The sequence below is a fragment of the Ancylobacter polymorphus genome (assembly GCF_030813495.1).
GTDB lineage: Bacteria > Pseudomonadota > Alphaproteobacteria > Rhizobiales > Xanthobacteraceae > Ancylobacter > Ancylobacter polymorphus.
Map to the genome: position 1 here is coordinate 1 of NZ_JAUSUI010000010.1, position 17,692 is coordinate 17,692.

Below are 17,692 nucleotides of genomic sequence, written 5' to 3' on the forward strand. Positions count from 1 at the left end.
ACGCCATGTAGTCTTGCCGGTCCACCTTCGCCTCCTGCGTGCAGATCGCCAGCCTACCAAATCGGATCGTGCATAGCTAACGCGAATTGAGCCTTAAAAAAACTTCGCCCGGACCCTGAACGCTCATGTCGGGCATCTGCCGAAGGGCCAACGGATCGAGGTCTGGTTCCAGGACGAGGCTCGGATCGGGCAAAAGAACGGGATCGTCCGACAGTGGGCGCGGCGAGGGACGAGACCCCGCCAGCCGGCCGATCAGCGCTACGAGAACGCCTATCTCTTCGGCGCGATCTGCCCGGCGCGTGGCGTCGGCGCCGCCTTGGCGCTCCCCTACATTGGCACCGACGCCATGCAGATGCACCTCGACGAAATCTCGACCATGGTCGCCCGAGGAGCGCACGCCGTGCTGCTGCTCGATCGCGCCGGATGGCACACCACGGGAATGCTCACGGTGCCGAAGAACGTGACGCTGATCTTCCTGCCGTCGCGATCACCGGAGTTGAACCCGGTCGAGCAAATCTGGCAGTACCTGCGCTCGAACTGGCTCTCCAACCGCGTCTTCGAGACCTACACCGACATCGTCGACGCCGCCTGCGATGCCTGGCGCAGGCTCGTCGACAGTCCGGACGTCATCACATCGATCGGAATGCGCGACTGGGCACACATCGGTCAGAAATGAGGGCCGTTGGTATAAGCGCTGTTGTCAGGCCACGGCCCTGAACTCGGGAGCCTGAATGTAGGCCCAGGGGAGGAGAGGTGCCGTCGATCTGGCTGTTGGGGTGGCCGTTGACGATCCTGGTGAGCACGTCGGCGAGGTAGCCGAGCGGCTCGACGCCGTTGAGCTTGCAGGTTTCGATCAGCGAAGCGACGACGGCCCAGTGCTCGGCGCCGCCATCCGATCCAGCGAAGAGTGCATTCTTGCGGTTCAGCGCGATCGGGCGGATCGAGCGTTCGACGGTGTTGCTGTTGATCTCGATGGTAAGCGATCCATGTCGCCCTGGGAAGCCTGCTCCTGCGAAGAATCAGTCACTGAACGCATTCTCAAACGGACTCTGAGGACGTCAGCGAGGCCCTCGACATCGTTCCCGCCCTGCTGCGCGTGATCCGCACGATCCGGCCCAAATACGCCTGTCGGGCCTGCGAGGCCCATGTAGTCCAGGCGCCGGCGCGCCCGCGGGTGATGGATGGTGGCATGGCGACGACGGCGCTGGTGGCGCATGTGGTCGTCTCCAAGTTCGCCTGGCATCTCCCCCTCTATCGCCAGGCGCAGATCTTCTCGGGTTACGGCATCCATCTCGACCGGGGAACGCTCGGCGGCTGGGGTCGGACGGGCCACCGCCTGGTGGCTGAAACCGCTTTACGAGCGGCTGCTCGCCTTCATCCGCTCGCAGCCGCGGGTGTTCTGTGACGAGACGCCCCTTCCGCGGCTCGATCCGGGGCGCAAGCGCACGAAAGTCTGCCAATTGTGGGCGCAGGCGATCGATGATCGGCCCTGGCAGGGACCGGCGCCGCCGGCGGTCGGCTATGTCTTTGCCGAAAGCCGCGGGACGGGAGAGATCGAGACGCAGCTTTCAACCTTCGGCGGCATTCTCCAAGTCGATGGCTATGCCGCCTACAAGAGCCTGGCCAAGCAGCGGCGCAAGAGCAATGCCGCACCCCTCAGGCTTGCCTTCTGCCTTGCACATGCGCGCCGCAAGTTCGTCGAGGTGGTCAAGACGACGAGCTCGACCGAGGCACTGGCGGTGGTCGCCGCTATTGCAGAGGTCTACCGGATCGAGGAACGCAAGCCCGCCAAGCTCGCCCAGAAGGACCGGGACGCCCGCTGGACGGTGAAGTACACCAAGGCCAAGCCGCGCGAGGACGGGAGCCTGCCTTCGGTCGACCTCGCCATTCCGGCGTTCGGCTACAAGAATCATGTCTCGATCGACCGCGGCTTCGGCCTGATCCGGAACTGGATGACGACACATGCCGCCGCGCACGACGGGGCGCGTCTCGAAGAGGTGCTGGATCGGACAAACACGGCCAGCGACGTCTGGGCGGACACGGCCTATCGGTCGGCGAAGAACGAGGCGATGCTGGCGCGGCGCGGGTTAGTCTCGCGCATTCATCGCAAGAAGCCGCCGGGTCGGCCGATGCCCGATCGCATGCGCATCGCCAACGCGCGGAAATCGAAAGTCCGCAGCGCTGTCGAGCACGTGTTCGCCCATCAGAAGGGTCCGATGGGCCTCGTCGTTCGGACCATCGGCATCGCACGCGCCAGGGTGAAAATCGGCATGGCGAACCTGGCCTACAACATCCGCCGCTTCGTCTGGCTGAGGACGAAATACGCCGTCGCATGACCAAAAGGGCCGCGACGGCGGCCCATATCCGGGCCACGCTTGGACCCTGAACCGGTCCGCTCGATGTTCCGAGCGCACGGAGCCGCCGCCACGCCGACAATCACCGCGACAAAACGCAGTTATTGGAGCTGTCCAGTCACCGTCAAGCAATTCCTTCTGGACGATCGGAATAACGACTTGTCATTTACACGAATGTATTTGCGTATACTCGATACATGGCAAATACTGCGCCAACGCCAAGAGCATTGACCTTGACGTTGGGTCGACATGACGGTTCGCCGAACGGGATCTGCGCCCGCCCGGCCTGCCGGAATGGCGGCGCGGCCCGCGAGCGCGCCGGAAATGGCCTGTTAGGACCTCCGGCCGCTACGCGACGAACTCTTTTATGAAGCTAAACTTGCAAGTTTGGCTGCTGCGGTGTAGCGTTATCTTATGTCCGATGTCGATGATCCGCGAACGGTGCCCGAGGCTGACGCCGCCGCACTCTCCATGGCCGTGAGGCAGCTGTTTCGTCGCCTGAGAGCGGAGGCAGAGCCCGGCGCCTTCAATCTCTCCGAGGTCAGCACGCTCGCCCGGCTGGACCTGCACGGCCCCGCCACCACGGCAAGCCTCGCGCGAGCGGAGGCGATGACGCCGCAATCGATGGGCGCCATCCTCGTCAGCCTCGAACGAAAGGGGCTGATCGAGCGCCGCCCGCACCCGACCGATCGCAGGCAGACACTGCTCGCGCTGACGGCCGCCGGCAGATGCGAACGGCAGCGGCGCAGCGCGGCGAAGCGGGACTGGCTCGTGGCCGCCATGGGACGCCTCGACGAGGCTGAGCGCCGCGCCCTCATCGCCGCGATCCCGCTGATCGCCCGGCTCGGCGAAAACGAGGGGCCGGCGGACAGCAGAGAAGCTCCGCCGCGCGCGGAACACACCGGTGGATAGCCGCCCGTCGCCAGTCGCCGGCCGGCTCGACGCCTCGGTGTGGAAGGTCGCCTTCGTCGCCATCCTCGGCACACTGCTCGCGCAGCTCGATGCGACGACGATCAACGTCTCCCTCGCGCAACTGGCGCGGGAATTTCGCGTCGACCTGTCGGTGGTGCAATGGGTCACGACGGGGTATCTGCTGTCGCTGACCCTCGTGCTGCCGCTGAACGGGTGGCTGGTAGAGCGTGTCGGGGCGAGAACGCTCTACATCTTCTGCTTCGCTTCCTTCGTCGCGGCCTCCGCGCTCTGCGCCGTCGCATGGTCCGCGCCGTCCCTGATCGCCTTCCGGCTGCTGCAGGGAATGAGCGGGGGACTGCTCGCGCCGATGGCGCAGATGATGATCGCGCGCGCCGCCGGCGATCAGATGACGCGGGTGGTCGGTATCGTCGCTCTGCCGGTCATTTTCGCCCCCGTGCTGGGGCCGGTGATCGCAGGGTTCATCCTGCAGCACGGATCCTGGCGCCTGCTCTTCCTGGTCAATCTGCCGGTGGCGGCGCTGGCCTTCGCGCTGGCGCTGATCTGGCTGCCGGAAGATGAGCCGAGTGAGCGGCGCAGGCCGCTCGACTGGATCGGACTGGCGCTTCTGTCACCGGGGCTGGTGCTCGTGTTGATCGGCCTCGGCGACCTTGGCCGGACGGCCGGCTGGGCGATGCTGGCGGGGGCCTGCGTGCTGCTCGCCATGTTCGTCTGGTGGGCCGCCGACCGCGGCAGCCGCGCCCTGGTCGATCTCCGGCTCTTCAGGAGGCGCGGCTTCGGCAACGCGGCCATGACGCAGTTCCTGTCGAACGGCGTACTGGTCGGCGGCCAGACCCTGATCCCGATCTATCTCATCGACGGCATCGGCCGCTCGCCGACGGAGATGGGATGGCTGCTCGCCCCACTCGGCCTCGGCATGGCGATCACCTATCCGCTGCTTGGCAGGAGCGTCGGGCGCTGGGGCGTACGGGCCGTTTCCACGGCGGGCGCCTTGCTGGCGTTCGGCGGAACTCTGCTGTTGCTCCATCTCGCCGTTCACGGTTTCGAGCCCTCCGTGCTCGTACTGGCGCTCTTCATCCGGGGCATGGGTCAGAGCGCGGTCGGGCTCCCGGCGATGTCGGCCGCCTACAGTGCCGTTGCCCGCGACGAACTGCCGATGGCGTCGACCTCGATCAACATCGCCCAGCGCCTCGGCGGGCCCACGCTTACGGCCATCTGCATCGTGTTCCTCGACTGGCGCATCGGCGCCGGCGGCGGTGCGGACGGCTTCGGCGCCTATGGCTGGGCCTTCCTTCTGCTGAGCGCGATGACGGCGCTGACCGTCGTCGCGGCCCTGCGTCTGCCCCGGAGGTGAGCCGCTCCTCCCCTGCCCATGGCCTGGACCTCGGGACGGACCGGCATCCGACAGCCCCGGCGCCGGACGGGATCCGATGTCATGGCGGGTCGAGCAGATCGGGCGGAATGTCCGTTGCGCTGCCGCCGCAGTCGAGGTCGAGGGCGCGGCGCCAGATCTCCCGCGCGCGAAGAAGGGGCGTCTCGCGCACAGGCACCGCCACGCCGCCGGCCAGCGGTCTCACGCGGGCGCTCCAGCCGGGCGCGTCGAGGTCCCGCCATTCGACGTTCAGATGGACTTCCGCGTGGTGGAACAGATGGCGCAGTGCATGCGGGGGGAGCGTTGCGCCGAATTCCACGTCCTCGATCTGGTTCTCCGGCTCGGCGAGCTGCTCCCGGTCAAGGCCGTTGCGGGCGGCCTCGACAAGGCGGGCCAGCCCCCGCGCATGGTAGCCGACATGAGCGACCACATGCCGCCGGCTCCAGCCCGGAACGCGCGAGGGCAAGGCGAGGGCTTCGTCGTCGAGTTCGTTGAGCTTGCGGGCGAAATAGGCGGTGCCGCGTCGCGCCAGCAGGAGATCGCGTTGCGGCGCCGCCGGCGAATCATATCGCGCGCCGGTCCCCTGCCGCTCGCGCAGGCGCTCGTGCGCCCATGCCTCCTGAGCGGATCGATCCATGCGAGCACCTGCTATGTCAGCGCGCCGGTGCCGACGATCTGGGTGCGGGCGAAGTGAAGCCGCTCCATGATCGGCGCATCCGAGAAGCGGAAGAGATCGAATTCGGTCTCGGCCCGGAGCGACCAGGCCACCCATGACGGCACGACGAAGAGGTCGCCTTTGTCGAGCTTCGTTTCTGAGCCGTTGAGTATCACCGAGCCGGCCCCGTCGAAGACCTGGAACACGGACGAGCCGACCTCGCGGCGTGGCGGGGTCGTCGTCCCGGCCCGCAGGCGATGGAACTCCGCCCGGATCGTCGGCATGATGTCGCCGCCGGTCGTGGGATTGACGTAGCGCACGGCAGCGTGGCCCTGCTCCACCGTGGCGGGCTGGCCCTCGTCCTCAAGCAGAAGCTGCTCGGTCAGCGCGCGGTCGGTGAACTCCCACCGATAGGCGCCGAGCGGCGAGCTGACGGTATTCTGCAGCGAGGAAAGCGGCCGGAGCCCCGGATGGGCCCACAGCCGCTCGCCGCGCGAGAAGCGGGGCGTGGCATAGTCCGTGACGCGGTCCGACCCGAACTCGAAGAAGCCGACGTCGTTCTGGTAGGAGAACGGGATGTCGAGGCCGTCGATCCAGGCCATGGGGTGATCGGTGTCGTTGTGGTGGCCGTGGAAATGCCAGCCCGGCGTCAGCAGGAGATCGCCCCGGCTCATGCGGACGGGATCGCCGTTCACCACGGTCCACACGCCCTCGCCCTCGACGACGAAACGGAACGCATTCTGCGCGTGCCGGTGCTCGGGCGCGGTTTCGCGCGGGCCGAGATACTGAATCGCCGCCCACAATGTCGGCGTGACATAGGCTTTCCCGCCGAGGCCGGGATTGGCGAGGCCGATCGCCCGGCGCTCGCCGCCGCGCCCGACCGGCACGAGCTGCCCCGAGCGCTCCGCCAGGGGAAACAGCCGCGACCATTTCCAGACATGCGGCGTCGCCTTCGGATTGGGCATGACCGGCATGATGTCGTCGATCTGGGTCCAGAGCGGCATCAGATGCTCAGCCTCGAAATCCGCGTAGAGCTGGCGCAGCTCCGGCGTGTCGACCGGTTTCATCACGTTGCTATGGCTGGTATCGCTCATGCGTTCCTCCTATGGCCCTGCCCGCTTCGGGGCTCGGCCCGGCTTGGTCTTCACGGCAGCCGATGCCGCGCCCCCGCCGCGGCCTTGTTTACGCCGGCTATCCGTTCCGGCGGCGCGAGCGGGCGTCCGTTCGCGCTGGCACTGGCCTCCCCCTATTCGGCGTCGGGCTGCCTTTCCGGCGCCGCATCGGCAAAGGCGGGAATGTCGGCGCACGCCTGGAAGATGCGCGCGATCGTGGGATAGGGATCCATGTCGACGCCGAAGCGCCGGTTGTTGACGACCTGAGCGTAGAGGCAGAGGTCGGCCAGCCCCGGCGAGCCGCCATGGCAGAAGCGTCCGGTTCTCGGGTCGCCGGCCAGCAGGGTCTCCAGCGGCGCGAAGGTCTCGTCGACCCAGTGCCGGAACCACAGCGACGTCGCCTCCTCGTCAGCGCCGAAGGCGGATTTCAACCGGGCCAGGACGCGCAGATTGTTGAGCGGATGGATCTCGCACGCGATGGCATAGGCAAGCGCCCGGACCCGCGCGCGGTCGACGGCGCCGGCCGGCAGCAGCGGCGGCTCGGGATGGGTCTCGTCAATGTACTCGATGATGGCCAGCGACTGGGTGAGCACCGTCCCGTCCGCGAGCACGAGCGAGGGCACCAATCCCTGCGGATTGACCGTGAGGTAGCCGGCCGCGCGCTGCTCGCTCTTGCGCAGATGATGCGCCACGTAGGTGTAGCCCAGTCCCTTGAGATTGAGGGCGGCGCGCAGCGGGATCGAGGTCGAGGAACGGAAATAGTTGTGCAGCGTGAGGCCGGTCATCGCTCCGGCTCCCCGATCGTCGTGGTCAGAGTGCCGAGCCGTTCGATCTCCACCACGCAGACGTCGCCGGGCACCAGTGCGCCGACGCCGGCCGGCGTGCCGGTGTAGACGAGGTCGCCGGGAAGGAGACGCACGGCGCGCGACAGGATCGACAGGAGTTCGGGGATCGACCAGATCAGCTCGGCGAGGTCGGCGTCCTGGCGGACGGCGCCGTTGACGGACAGCCTGATGGCGCCGGTCTCCGCGCCGGCCGATTTCGGATGCCTTGTAGATCGGCCCGCAGACCGCCGAGTGGTCGAAGGCCTTGCCCCAGTCCCACGGGCGCCCTCTGTCGCGGGCCTCGAACTGCAGGTCGCGGCGCGTCAGCTCGTTGCCGATCGTGTAGCCCCAGATCAGATCCCAGGCATCCTGTTCGGCAACGTCGAACCCCGACCGACCGATCGCGACGACAAGCTCCGCCTCGTGATGGAAATTCGCCGTGAGCGGCGGATAGGGCACGACGGCACCGTCGTCGACCACGGCATCGGCCGGCTTGGTGAAGAAGAAGGGCGCCTCGCGGGCAGGGTCCTTGCCCATCTCGCGCACATGGGCCTCATAGTTGCGGCCGACGCAGAAGATGCGCCGGACCGGGAAACGGGCGCCGTCGCCGTGCACCGCGACGCTCGGCGTCGGCTGGGGCTTGAATACGAAGCTCATAAGGCGTTCCTCGTCGTTGTCTTGGCCGTCCCGGCTGCGTCAGGCCGCCGCCGCCGGCGGCAGGATGGAACCGCCGTAGAGCCAGCTCAGGCGGTCGTAATATTCATTCGGCGTCCACGACTTCAGGACCGAATTGCGCACGAGCGCCGCCGCCCCGCCGGGGTGATAGATGAACTTTCCGATCTCGCGGGAGCCGAGCTGCACCCGGGCCGTATGCGGTATCCGCAGCGCCTGGTAGGTCCGAAAGGCCTTGTCGATGTCGCCCGGATAAGCGGCGACCAGCTCGGCCAGCGTCACCGCGTCCTCCATCGCCATGCAGGCGCCCTGGGCCAGGTACTGCAGCATCGGGTGCGCGGCATCGCCGAGCAGCGCGACCCGCCAGTCGATCCACCGCTCGACGGGTGTCCGGTCGCAGAGCACCCACAGCTTCCAGTTCGAGCCGTGCTCGATGACACGCCGGGCTCGCGGGTGGATGTGCTCGAAGCCCTGCATGACCTCCTCGACTGGCACCGGCTTGCTGACGACGGCCTCCTTGACGTCGTTGTGGTAGGTCACGACGAGATTGAAGACCTTCCAGCCTTTGAGAGGGTAGTGCACGATGTGGCATTTCGGGCCGGCCCACAGAGTCGCCGCGTTCCAGCGCCTTGCCTTCCTGACCCCATCATGCGGCGACCCTGCGTCGACCGCGAAGAGAAGCGAGTGACCCACGGGGCGACGCGATCCAAGACATCATCGCCGCCGTCAAGCGTGGGCACCAAGTGTTAGATTCCATCCACTAGGCTACCTGATCGTGCTTCGGTCGAGGAGGCTTTGGCTGCGCTGCCCGCCGGCTTGGACGAAGGCGCGCTTGCCGAAGAGCTGACGCAAGCCTTTCCGGGCTTTTCCTTCTCGGCCGCCAGCATCGACGATCCCTATTGGCGCGACACCCGGTCGGTCCTCGCGCCGGACGGCACCCGCATTGCCCGAGCTCCGACCGTGGATGACGGCGCAGATGGAGCCGGGGTGGAGGCCCCTTCGAGCGAATGTCGCGCAGTCCGTCGGGCCCCTGTTGGTTGAAGCGATGGACCCAATCGCGCAGGGTCTGGCGATCCATCCCACCGATCCGCGCCGCCTGCTCGCGGTCCATCCCGTCGAGCACCGCCGCCAGCGACAACAACCGTCGGCTCTGATTGGCGTGCTTCGATGCCGCAGCGAGCCGCCGCAGGTCCAAAGCCGAGTAGTCCGTCCGAAGCTTCACCGCAGCGGCCATGGCGCGAATCCTCCCCGCGCCATGGAATCAGCGATCCGACCCCCCGAAAAGCCCGGAAGAGTCAGCCGCCGTGGCCGTTGGTATTACGCTTCAACTCGGCTTCTTCCCCGTGAATTGCCTGTCACCGCGGAGGGATTTGGATGAGTTGGCGAATCTGGCCCGCATCCAGCGCGGCGGTGATGTATTTTTGCGAAACGGCATCTTCGATCAGCTGATCGATGCCATGGATCACATCGGGATCGAGTACCGATTTGGGGAAGAATTGTTTGCGAATCCGCCGGGCATCGTCAATGCTGATGTGAGCGAATTCAGCGTAAATCTTCAATGCGTCATCGCTCTCATACATCCAGTCGATGGTCTCACGATAAGCAGATGCGAATCTCTCGATCTGATTCCTTTTTGCCAAGAGCGCGGGGAGATTTGCGATATTCACCCGACTGGTCCGTTCCTTCACTCCTCGAGCATCGTCACCCGTGAGAAGGATACGGATCTCCTTTCTATCGAGTTGTGCCAGACCAAAGGGCGGGGCGCTCCATCCCACGGCAATCTGGCCTGAGAGGACTTGCGTTAGGGTGGCGGCCGCGCCGCCGGTCGCGACGGGTGTCGCCTTGAGGATACCGGTTTTGGTGAGCTCCATGACGACAGAATGGGAAGAGGAGCCGTTTGCCGAGTAGGCGATGGTCTTGCCATTGATGTCGGCGAGCGATCTGATCGGAGAATCTGTTCTGACATACCAGAACAGATCGGCGGCCCCGGTTTGCTCGTTGCCAATGATGCGCACCGGAGCTCCTTTCGAAAAGGCGCCGAGCACGGCCATCACACCAATGGCCGTGCCCACATCGGCACTGCCAGACAGCACCGCTTGCAGCGTCTCACCGCCGCCATACGACCAGATGACGTTCACATCAAGAGCGTGTTTTTTGAAGATTCCGGCTCTCTGCGCTAGCTCGGCTACAGATGTGTCCCAGTTCCCCTGTTGGGTTGAGGCAACCGTCAATCTCCCGATTTGAGCCGCGGCAGGGCGGCCAATAGCGGCGCTCGCTATGAGAGCGCCACCAAGCATCTGCCGTCTATTGAGCATATATGGTCCTCCCATGGACTTTGATTTTAGTTAGAATTCAATTTAGTTTTTGATATTGCATCACGATATAAGGGCTTGGATTTGAGCAATCTATTTTGCGACGACAGGTTCCGCGCTCCGGCTTTTGGCGGGGAAACGGTGGGAAATGTCGATGTTGAATATCTTCTGGGCGGTTCCGCCGAGAATGTTCTTTTTAGCTTCAGTGGTAAGAAACGGCAGATCCCAGATGGTGCTGGGTAGGTCCATGTCCCAATGAGGGTAGTCGGACGCATAGAGGAGCTGCGTCGGCGCATTGATCATCTTCATGGTTAATTCGAGCGCTTCCCCATTACTAACCATTTCCATGGGCTGCGTCGTATAAAACATCTCTCGCATGTATTCACTCGGAAGCTTCCTGAGCGCCGGCGCTTCAGAGGTACGCATGCGAAAGTCGTGATCTAATCGCTGCATCAACCAAGGAATCCAGGAGAGGCCGGACTCGATCCATATGACATTGAGTTTAGGAAAGCGTTCAGGAAGCCCGTTGATCACCCAGTTCGAGCAATGCACTGCATTGAAGAATGTAAAACCAAGAGCATGTGCGGTCAGGAAGCGATTACATTGAGAAATGATCTGATCGCTCCAGTGATATGATGCGTGAAAGGCGATCGGTACACCAAGTTCTTCGATAAGGGCGTAGGTTTTCATATATGCATTGTCATGAACTGGCTTGTACCGCGTGGATACTACCATGAAACCTGCGACGCCCTTCTTGCCGGCATGCTCTTTTACCACTGCATAAGTAGCTTCCGGATCGTTGAAGGGAAGGTACAGCATTGTTACGAGCCGCGGATTGGACGGTAAAAGAACCTCTGTCATCCACCGATTGTATGCGCGCGCCATGAGGACTTCGACTTCGACCTGGGGGTGCAACCCGAGCAAAAGCATCGGTGTCGGAAACAGGCAGGCATAGTCGACGCTGAATGCGTCCATCCACTTGTGGGCCTGCTTTGCATCGCGCTCCGCTCCGGTCAATCCGAGGCGGCTTCCTTCACCTTTTCGCTCAAGATAGCGCGTCACGCGCCCTCCAACATCCTGATATCCCGGCTGATCAAAAAAAACGGCGCTGGCACCGCGGTAACGATAAGTGTTCAGCGCTACCTGCCGAAAGGCAGGATCATCAATCATCTGTAAAATTGGTTCAAGGTTGTCGGTTTCATAGTGATGGCAATCTGCATCAACAATTAATATGTCGTCGAGTCCCCGCTCGATAGCCTGTTGCCGCGCGTTGGCAAGATGTAGGCTCGTGTCGAATGTTGGCGTATTAAGATCATATTTGGGATCGCTTGACTGAAAGCGCATGTCCAATAACCCTTCGAAGCCTATTTTATGCCGGAGAATGACTGCCACATGCCAAGCTCAAATAGCTCAACATTAGCCGCCTTCAACAGCATTGTTGTTGTGATGAGAACATTTGTGGCGCTGAGCGACGGATCTACATAAGGTAAGGCCCGGCTGCCACGCTCAAATTTCCTTGCATACATCTTGATGATGTGCACGAAAGCCGCTTGTAATTCCTCATCGGACATGACCGCCGATCCGTCATCAACGTTGACCTCCAGATTCAGCTCGGAGAGCCTGTCGAGGCCGGCGTAAGGCGATGCTTGCGGGGCATCCGAAGGCCGATCGTCAGACGACAACATAGATTGCTCCATCCCGCTCCTGGACAGGAAATACACGCAGCGACTTCGCTCCATCGCCGGCGCAGCGCCCCGTTTCGATGAGGAATTCCCAACCATGCCAAGGGCAAACCAAGTGGAGATCATCGGTGTAGCGCATGCCCCGGTATTCGTGGCCTGCCCCGATAATTTCCTCGACCCGATGGATCATCATGCCTTCGCAGACGGGCCCACCCTGATGCGGACAAACATTCAATATGGCTCTTAGGCGACCATTCGCTCGCAGCACTCCAATTTCGAGGCCACCATGCTTTATGAGCTTACGCTCGCCTTCTCCCAATTCACTTGACTTCGCCACATACAATTCTTCCATCTCGTTTCACCAGCCTGCGACAGTTTTACTTATATTGGTGTAACACCGGTTGATACTTCTTCTAAGAAAACTATCAGCGGCCGAGATCGCGGCAAAACAACGAATTCTTGCCCCGACATAAGGAAAACTTATATACGGAATTGGGCGCGCCGCCGTGGGCGAGACACTGATGGCCGTGGGGGGGGGGAACCAGTATGCGGACTTTAGTACCATCAATCAGCGCGTTGCGCGCATTCGAAGCGACAGCGCGCCATGGCAGCTTCACGCGCGCCGCCGCCGAGCTCAACGTAACCCAGGCCGCGACGAGTCAGCAGGTTAAAGGATTAGAGAGCTATCTCGGAGTTACGCTGTTTATCCGATCCGGCAATGGCCTTATTCTGACCGATGCGGCGCAAAGATATCTTGTATCAGTCAGGAGCGCGATTGAACTTTTAGCGCAAAGCACAGAAGACCTCGTGCAGAGCGAAAACGATCATGTTCTTACGGTAAATTCCTTGGCGACCTTTACGTTTCGCATGCTTCTACCACATCTTGCGGACTTCAGGGCTCGTCATCCGGATATCGGACTTCGCGTGTCAGCAAGCGTGTCGCACGAGGAATTTGATCGTAAACCTCACGACGCGGCCATTAGGCTCGGTTATGGAGACTATCCTGGAATGCGCGTGGACCCGTTGTTCGAGGATCGAGTATTTCCAGTCTGCAGCCCCGTGCTTCTCGCCCGCTGGGGTGGGCTGAGCCATCCGGAGCAGCTTGCACGCCATGTTCTGCTCCGCAGCGGGTTCTCGTTTCTCCTCGCAGATGCGTGGCCGGCGTGGCTTCGTGCCGCTGGCGTTGCTCATATCCCCTTGAAGAACGAATTGGCGTTCGAGTTCGCGTTCGCCGCTCTGGATGCCGCGAACCAAGGGCTCGGCATAGCATTGGGACGCGGGCCATTTGTCCAGTGCGATTTGGCGGAAGGCCGCCTTATCAAGCCGTTCGATATCGAGGTATCGACGGGGCGAGCCTACTATTTGACCTCTCCAATCGAGGTCGCAAATCGGCCGAAAGTAAAGCTGTTCCGTGAGTGGTTGCTGGAACGAGTTACCAGTTGACGATCCCGGCTATCTGGCGGTCTGACAGGCGCAAGGCGTGTGACCTATAGCGCTTCTGAGCGAAGTGGGTGTCGGTCGCGTGAGGAAAACGCGCCAAGCCAAAAAGTTGGAGCATTTCGGCGTTTCCGCGAAACGATGAAATGCTCTAGCGGCCAGGGCGCTGTCGGCCAGTCGCCACCGATTCGCCAAGGCGATTGGTGATCGAGGCGACCAGCATGGATCATCTGCACGGCGGCGAGCCTGTTATTGTGTAGCGCTTTTGGCGCATCGGGTATTGAAGTACGTCGCTGTAAGGAGGCGTTCGGGCCGTGGCGAGATGGTTTGCCGAGGCAGAAGGCGACTGATGCGAAACGGACTGGCTCTCCGACAGACCGGCTATCCGTTGGGATGGTTCGTAGACGGCGTGCGTTACCGGTTGCTTGCAGGCTCCTCGGGCGGTGGATTGTTCGCCGCGGCCGAGAGAATCGCGATCGTGTCCTGCTCGGCAGCGGCCGCACTCTTGTAGCGTGGTGTGGTCGTCACCAACGGCCGGTCAGCATCAGCGGGATAGTAGATTTCGAGCGCGTAGCGCCCGGAGGCCTGGTCCTCGACCGGTTCGATACGGATTACGGGCATGACGTCTCCTTTGGGTGGGAGGGATACGATAGTCGCAGGCTAGACTAAACTCTGATGCCAAGAGTACGTATTGAGGTTTACAGCCCGCCGCCAAGAACCGGGCCACGTGCTCGCTGATGGGCGAGCACCGTCTCGTTGCCGGACCTCGCAGATTCCAGAATCCCGAGGCAAATCTCCAGCGTCGCCATTCCCCACTCGCCCGAATGCAGCGGTGGTACGTTTTTCCTGACGGCGGCATAGAGTTCGTCGATCACTTCCGCCCTTGGCACCGCGGGCTGGGGCAGCGGTTCGAGCCAGCGCTTGTCGTCGGCATAAATCATCACGCCGTCAGCCATCGGCCGCAAATCCGCCTTCTCGCACGACACGATAATGTGCCCGAAATGATTGTGCGCCGCCGGCCTCGCGAATGAGCCGATCGCGCTCGGCGCGATTCCGTACGCACGGGTGTTCTTCAGCGCGGCCTCCTCCTCCGGCGTCGAGACTTTCGCGAGCGCACGCCGCGCCGCGCCATAGCTCTCGGGATTGCGCTTCCGTCCCATTTCGCCAAACCAGTTGAGCGCCTCGTCGCTGTCATAACGCCCATAGCCGCTATAGGTGAGGGTCGCACTCGCACCCTCGTCGAAGGTCAGGAAGGCCTGGTAGGCGCCCTCGGTCGGCCTCGATGGGTCGAAGCGCCCGGTCACTGCGCGCACCGACCGGGCGGCGGACGCCGCCAGCAGCCTGACCACATCAACCTGATGCGCCGCCTGGCTGAACACCACGCCTCCGCCCTGCGAGGTGTCCAATTCCTCCGGCCGTCGGGGTCGGTACAGGAAATCGGTGTAGTTCGCCGCTGTGATCATGCGCGGCCGTCCGAACGATCCGGAACGGATGAGCATTGCCGTTCGAAGATACGGTGCGTCGAAGGAGTGGCTGTGCCCCACCATCAGGTGCACCGCGTTGCGGCGCGCGGCATCGATCATCGCCTGGCAGTCCTCGATGGTCAGCGCCATCGGCTTCTCGACCAGAATATGTTTCCCGGCCTGCGCCGCGAGCCGGACATGCTCGACATGGAACTGGTGAGGCGAGGCAATATAGAGCGCCTCGACCCTCTCGTCGGCGCACAGCTGCTCCAACGAAGCGTAGGCGCGGGCGGGAAGGTGCGGACGGGAGAAGTCAGCCTCGAACTGCCGGCGCGCTTCCTCCCGGGGATCGCTGGCGCCGACAAGGCGTACGAGCGGATGCTGCGCCAGCGTCGGCAGCATGAGCATGAAAGCGCGTCCGAGACCGACGACGCCCAATCGCAACGGATCTGTCATGGCGGTCTCCTAGAGATCGAGCACGAGCTCGGCCGACTTGGCACGAGACACGCAGATCATGATGTTGCGGGCGCGCTCATGATCGGAAAGCGCGAGATCGCGGTGATCGGCCTCGCCTTCCACGAGTCTGGTCCGGCACGTACCGCAGGTGCCGCTTTCGCAGGAGCTGGGCAGCGTCTTGCCGGCCTCGCGCAGCACCTCGAGGATCGACTTGTCGACGGGCACCTCGTAGCTCTCGCCGCTCTTCGCCAGGCGCACCACAAAAGGGGTGTTGTCCTCCGGCCGAGCCTTGGCCGCGCCGAAGTCCTCAAAGTGGACGGCCGCCGACGACCAGTGCCCGGTCATATCGCGCACAGCCTCCATCAGGCCGCGCGGTCCGCAGCAATAGAGGTGCGCCCCTTTCGGCTCCTCGAGCACCGGCCAGAGATCATAGGCCTTCTCGGGATCGCCGCAATCGTGATGGATGACCACCTTGCCGCGAAACGCGGGATCGCTGAACTCCTCACGGAACGCCATCATCGCCGGCGTGCGCGTGAAATAATAGAGCTTGAACGGCTTCCCCTTGGTAGCGATCAGATGCTTGATCATCGCCCGGATCGGGGTGATGCCGATGCCTCCCGCGATGAAAATGTAGCTCGACGGGCCGCTCTTCAGCTCGAAGTCGTTGCGTGGCGGCGTGACGGCGAGCTCGTCACCTTCCTTGGTCTGATCGATCAGGCTGACGGAACCGCCGCGGCCCCCGCGGTCCTTCTTGACGGCGATCATATAGCGATCGGTTTCATCGGGGTCATTGCACAGCGAGTATTTCCTGATCTCGCCGGTGGGCACCCGCACACTGAGATGCGCCCCTGGGGTGAAGGCGGGTAAGGGGCCTCCATCGGGTGCTCTCAACTCGAACAGGCAGATGTCCTCCGCAACCGGCTCCTTGGCACTGATCCTCACCGTAAGCGTTTGATTTTCTTCTGTCATATCGTCGTCCGCCCGCTTCCCTCGACAAGGGCTTGAAACCAGAATAATCTAATACTTAGATATCTAAGTAATATGCGGCTGGCTAGCCCCAACCGCGCAACTGGAGGAACCACCCGTGCTGAACCATGAGGAAAACCAGCTTCTGTGCCGCGTCGAAGGCGAGGCGCCGATGGGACAGTTGATGCGGCGGCACTGGGTGCCGGCGCTGCTGTCGGAACAGCTCGTCGAGAATGATGGAGCGCCTGTGAAGATACGGCTGTTCGGCGAGGATCTCGTGGCATTCCGCGATACGGATGGCCGCATTGGCGTGCTGGGCGAGTACTGCCCGCACCGCAAGGCCTCGCTCGCCTTCGGCCGGAACGAGGAATGCGGCCTGCGCTGCCTCTATCATGGCTGGAAATTCGACGTTGACGGCAATGTGCTGGAGATGGTCTCCGAGCCGGCGGAAAGCGGCTTTGCCGAGAAGGTCAAGCACAAGGCCTATCCGACGCATGAGGCCGGCGGCTTCGTCTGGGTTTATATGGGCCCCAAGGAGCAGATCCCCGAGTTCGAGGCGCCGCCCTGGGCGCCGACGCCGGAGGCGAAAGTGTCGATCGTCAAGATCGACCTGCCTTGCAACTGGGCGCAGATCATGGAGGGGCAGATCGATTCCGCCCATTCTTCCAGCCTGCATTCCTCCGACATGAAGCCCGCCCGGGTCACCACGGCCGGCGCCACCAGCACCCACTGGACCCGACCCTCGACCGACAAGAATCCGCGCATCCAGGTGCAGCTGACCAATTACGGCTTCCGCTATGCCGCGATCCGCCGGCCGATCGCCAACGCGCAGACGCACGATTATGTGCGGCTGACCACCTATGTAGCCCCCTTCACGGCGCTGATCCCGCCCAACGCCTCCTATAATGTCGCCACCGTGATCGTGCCCAAGGACGATGTGTCGAGCTATTTCCACTTCATCGCCTGGGGCAATGACGACTGCATCGACCAGGAGAGCTGGCGGAAGTTCTGCGTGGCGCAGGTCGGCATCGACCTCGACAAGAACTACAAGCCGGTGCTGCGGACCCGCGCGAACAACTATCTGCAGGACCGTCAGGCGATGAAGCTCGGGAACTTCACGGGCGTACCCGGCATCCCGAACCAGGACATCATGATGTGGGAATCCATGGGTCCCATCGCCGACCGCACCAGCGAGCGGCTCGGCGCCAGCGATATCGCCATCGTTCAGTTCCGACGCGTGATGATCGATGCAGCGCGCAAGCATGCCGCCGGCGGCGGCGCGATCGGTCTCCTCGCGCCTCATATTCCGCAGGCGAAACTGCGCTCCTACCAGGGGATTGTCCCCAAGAACGAGGACTGGCGAAAGCTCGGCGCCTCAAACGAGGAGATCGCCATGTTCGACGGTCTCGAGCAGGACGAGACCGAAGCCGAGATGGCGGCGGCGGCAAACAGCTGAG

The 17,692-nt window shown here is 63.1% G+C and carries 17 protein-coding genes and 6 pseudogenes; 9 read left to right on the plus strand and 14 right to left on the minus strand.

Annotated elements, in window-relative coordinates; translation table 11 throughout:
* Positions 1 to 97: 97 nt before the first annotated feature.
* Positions 98 to 676, plus strand: a pseudogene (locus tag J2S75_RS19310) (IS630 family transposase); the annotation flags it as partial.
* A gap of 70 nt (positions 677 to 746) precedes the next feature.
* On the opposite strand, the pseudogene J2S75_RS19315 reads toward J2S75_RS19310, so the two are convergent.
* Positions 747 to 974 (minus strand): annotated as a pseudogene (locus J2S75_RS19315) (transposase domain-containing protein); the annotation flags it as partial.
* Between the two features lie 215 nt (positions 975 to 1,189).
* Here J2S75_RS19315 and J2S75_RS22510 point away from each other — a divergent pair.
* From J2S75_RS22510 to J2S75_RS19335, 5 genes and pseudogenes are all read left to right on the plus strand, one after another.
* A complete protein-coding gene (locus J2S75_RS22510) occupies positions 1,190 to 1,405 on the plus strand; it encodes an IS66 family transposase (protein ID WP_370874177.1) in 216 nt (71 codons plus the stop codon).
* A pseudogene (locus J2S75_RS22515) lies at positions 1,377 to 1,775 on the plus strand (IS66 family transposase); the annotation flags it as partial. The gene J2S75_RS22510 and the pseudogene J2S75_RS22515, both read left to right, overlap by 29 nt.
* A 6-nt stretch (positions 1,776 to 1,781) precedes the next feature.
* Positions 1,782 to 2,336, plus strand: a pseudogene (locus J2S75_RS19325) (transposase); the annotation flags it as partial.
* A 432-nt stretch (positions 2,337 to 2,768) separates the two neighbouring features.
* Positions 2,769 to 3,266 carry a MarR family winged helix-turn-helix transcriptional regulator gene (locus J2S75_RS19330; RefSeq protein ID WP_307022348.1) on the plus strand — a complete coding sequence of 166 codons (498 nt, stop codon included), beginning with the start codon at positions 2,769 to 2,771 and terminating at the stop codon, positions 3,264 to 3,266.
* Between the two features lie 37 nt (positions 3,267 to 3,303).
* Complete coding sequence (locus tag J2S75_RS19335; RefSeq protein WP_307022350.1) at positions 3,304 to 4,638, plus strand: DHA2 family efflux MFS transporter permease subunit; 1,335 nt, start codon at positions 3,304 to 3,306, stop codon at positions 4,636 to 4,638.
* Between the two features lie 79 nt (positions 4,639 to 4,717).
* Here the strand turns inward: J2S75_RS19335 and J2S75_RS19340 are convergent, their stop codons facing one another.
* The 5 genes and pseudogenes from J2S75_RS19340 to J2S75_RS19360 form a co-directional block, all read right to left on the minus strand.
* On the minus strand, positions 4,718 to 5,293 hold the full coding sequence (locus J2S75_RS19340; protein WP_307022352.1) for a maleylpyruvate isomerase N-terminal domain-containing protein: 576 nt from the start codon (positions 5,291 to 5,293) through the stop codon (positions 4,718 to 4,720).
* A gap of 11 nt (positions 5,294 to 5,304) precedes the next feature.
* Positions 5,305 to 6,405, minus strand: coding sequence for a cupin domain-containing protein (locus tag J2S75_RS19345; RefSeq protein ID WP_307022354.1), 1,101 nt, complete (start codon positions 6,403 to 6,405; stop codon positions 5,305 to 5,307).
* Positions 6,406 to 6,557: 152 nt separating this feature from the next.
* Complete coding sequence (gene maiA, locus J2S75_RS19350) at positions 6,558 to 7,208, minus strand: maleylacetoacetate isomerase (RefSeq protein WP_307022356.1); 651 nt, start codon at positions 7,206 to 7,208, stop codon at positions 6,558 to 6,560.
* Positions 7,205 to 7,904: pseudogene (locus J2S75_RS19355) on the minus strand (fumarylacetoacetate hydrolase family protein). Before J2S75_RS19355 ends, maiA begins: the two are co-directional and overlap by 4 nt.
* 39 nt (positions 7,905 to 7,943) lie before the next feature.
* Positions 7,944 to 8,612 (minus strand): FAD-dependent monooxygenase, encoded by a 669-nt coding sequence (locus tag J2S75_RS19360; protein ID WP_307022358.1) that lies wholly within the window; start codon positions 8,610 to 8,612, stop codon positions 7,944 to 7,946.
* A 102-nt stretch (positions 8,613 to 8,714) separates the two neighbouring features.
* Here J2S75_RS19360 and J2S75_RS19365 point away from each other — a divergent pair, with 102 nt between their 5' ends.
* Positions 8,715 to 8,960 carry a hypothetical protein gene (locus J2S75_RS19365; RefSeq protein WP_307022688.1) on the plus strand — a complete coding sequence of 82 codons (246 nt, stop codon included), beginning with the start codon at positions 8,715 to 8,717 and terminating at the stop codon, positions 8,958 to 8,960.
* Here J2S75_RS19365 and J2S75_RS19370 read toward each other — a convergent pair.
* The 5 genes and pseudogenes from J2S75_RS19370 to J2S75_RS19390 form a co-directional block, all read right to left on the minus strand.
* A pseudogene (locus J2S75_RS19370) lies at positions 8,899 to 9,153 on the minus strand (helix-turn-helix domain-containing protein); the annotation flags it as partial. The gene J2S75_RS19365 and the pseudogene J2S75_RS19370 overlap by 62 nt on opposite strands.
* A 121-nt stretch (positions 9,154 to 9,274) precedes the next feature.
* Positions 9,275 to 10,234, minus strand: coding sequence for an ABC transporter substrate-binding protein (locus J2S75_RS19375; RefSeq protein ID WP_307022360.1), 960 nt, complete (start codon positions 10,232 to 10,234; stop codon positions 9,275 to 9,277).
* A 90-nt stretch (positions 10,235 to 10,324) separates the two neighbouring features.
* Positions 10,325 to 11,623 (minus strand): amidohydrolase family protein, encoded by a 1,299-nt coding sequence (locus tag J2S75_RS19380; protein ID WP_307022363.1) that lies wholly within the window; start codon positions 11,621 to 11,623, stop codon positions 10,325 to 10,327.
* Positions 11,596 to 11,916 (minus strand): hypothetical protein, encoded by a 321-nt coding sequence (locus tag J2S75_RS19385; RefSeq protein WP_307022364.1) that lies wholly within the window; start codon positions 11,914 to 11,916, stop codon positions 11,596 to 11,598. Before J2S75_RS19385 ends, J2S75_RS19380 begins: the two co-directional genes overlap by 28 nt.
* A complete protein-coding gene (locus J2S75_RS19390) occupies positions 11,903 to 12,265 on the minus strand; it encodes a Rieske (2Fe-2S) protein (protein ID WP_307022366.1) in 363 nt (120 codons plus the stop codon). Before J2S75_RS19390 ends, J2S75_RS19385 begins: the two co-directional genes overlap by 14 nt.
* 194 nt (positions 12,266 to 12,459) lie before the next feature.
* Here J2S75_RS19390 and gcvA point away from each other — a divergent pair, with 194 nt between their 5' ends.
* On the plus strand, positions 12,460 to 13,356 hold the full coding sequence (gcvA, locus tag J2S75_RS19395) for a transcriptional regulator GcvA (protein ID WP_307022368.1): 897 nt from the start codon (positions 12,460 to 12,462) through the stop codon (positions 13,354 to 13,356).
* A gap of 408 nt (positions 13,357 to 13,764) precedes the next feature.
* Here the strand turns inward: gcvA and J2S75_RS19400 are convergent, their stop codons facing one another.
* From J2S75_RS19400 to J2S75_RS19410, 3 genes are all read right to left on the minus strand, one after another.
* Positions 13,765 to 13,971 carry a hypothetical protein gene (locus tag J2S75_RS19400; protein ID WP_307022370.1) on the minus strand — a complete coding sequence of 69 codons (207 nt, stop codon included), beginning with the start codon at positions 13,969 to 13,971 and terminating at the stop codon, positions 13,765 to 13,767.
* A gap of 77 nt (positions 13,972 to 14,048) precedes the next feature.
* Positions 14,049 to 15,269 carry a Gfo/Idh/MocA family protein gene (locus J2S75_RS19405; RefSeq protein WP_307022372.1) on the minus strand — a complete coding sequence of 407 codons (1,221 nt, stop codon included), beginning with the start codon at positions 15,267 to 15,269 and terminating at the stop codon, positions 14,049 to 14,051.
* 9 nt (positions 15,270 to 15,278) lie between these two features.
* Complete coding sequence (locus J2S75_RS19410; RefSeq protein ID WP_307022375.1) at positions 15,279 to 16,238, minus strand: PDR/VanB family oxidoreductase; 960 nt, start codon at positions 16,236 to 16,238, stop codon at positions 15,279 to 15,281.
* 115 nt (positions 16,239 to 16,353) lie between these two features.
* Between J2S75_RS19410 and J2S75_RS19415 the strand changes: the two genes are divergently transcribed.
* Complete coding sequence (locus J2S75_RS19415; RefSeq protein WP_307022377.1) at positions 16,354 to 17,691, plus strand: Rieske 2Fe-2S domain-containing protein; 1,338 nt, start codon at positions 16,354 to 16,356, stop codon at positions 17,689 to 17,691.
* Position 17,692 lies beyond the last annotated feature (1 nt).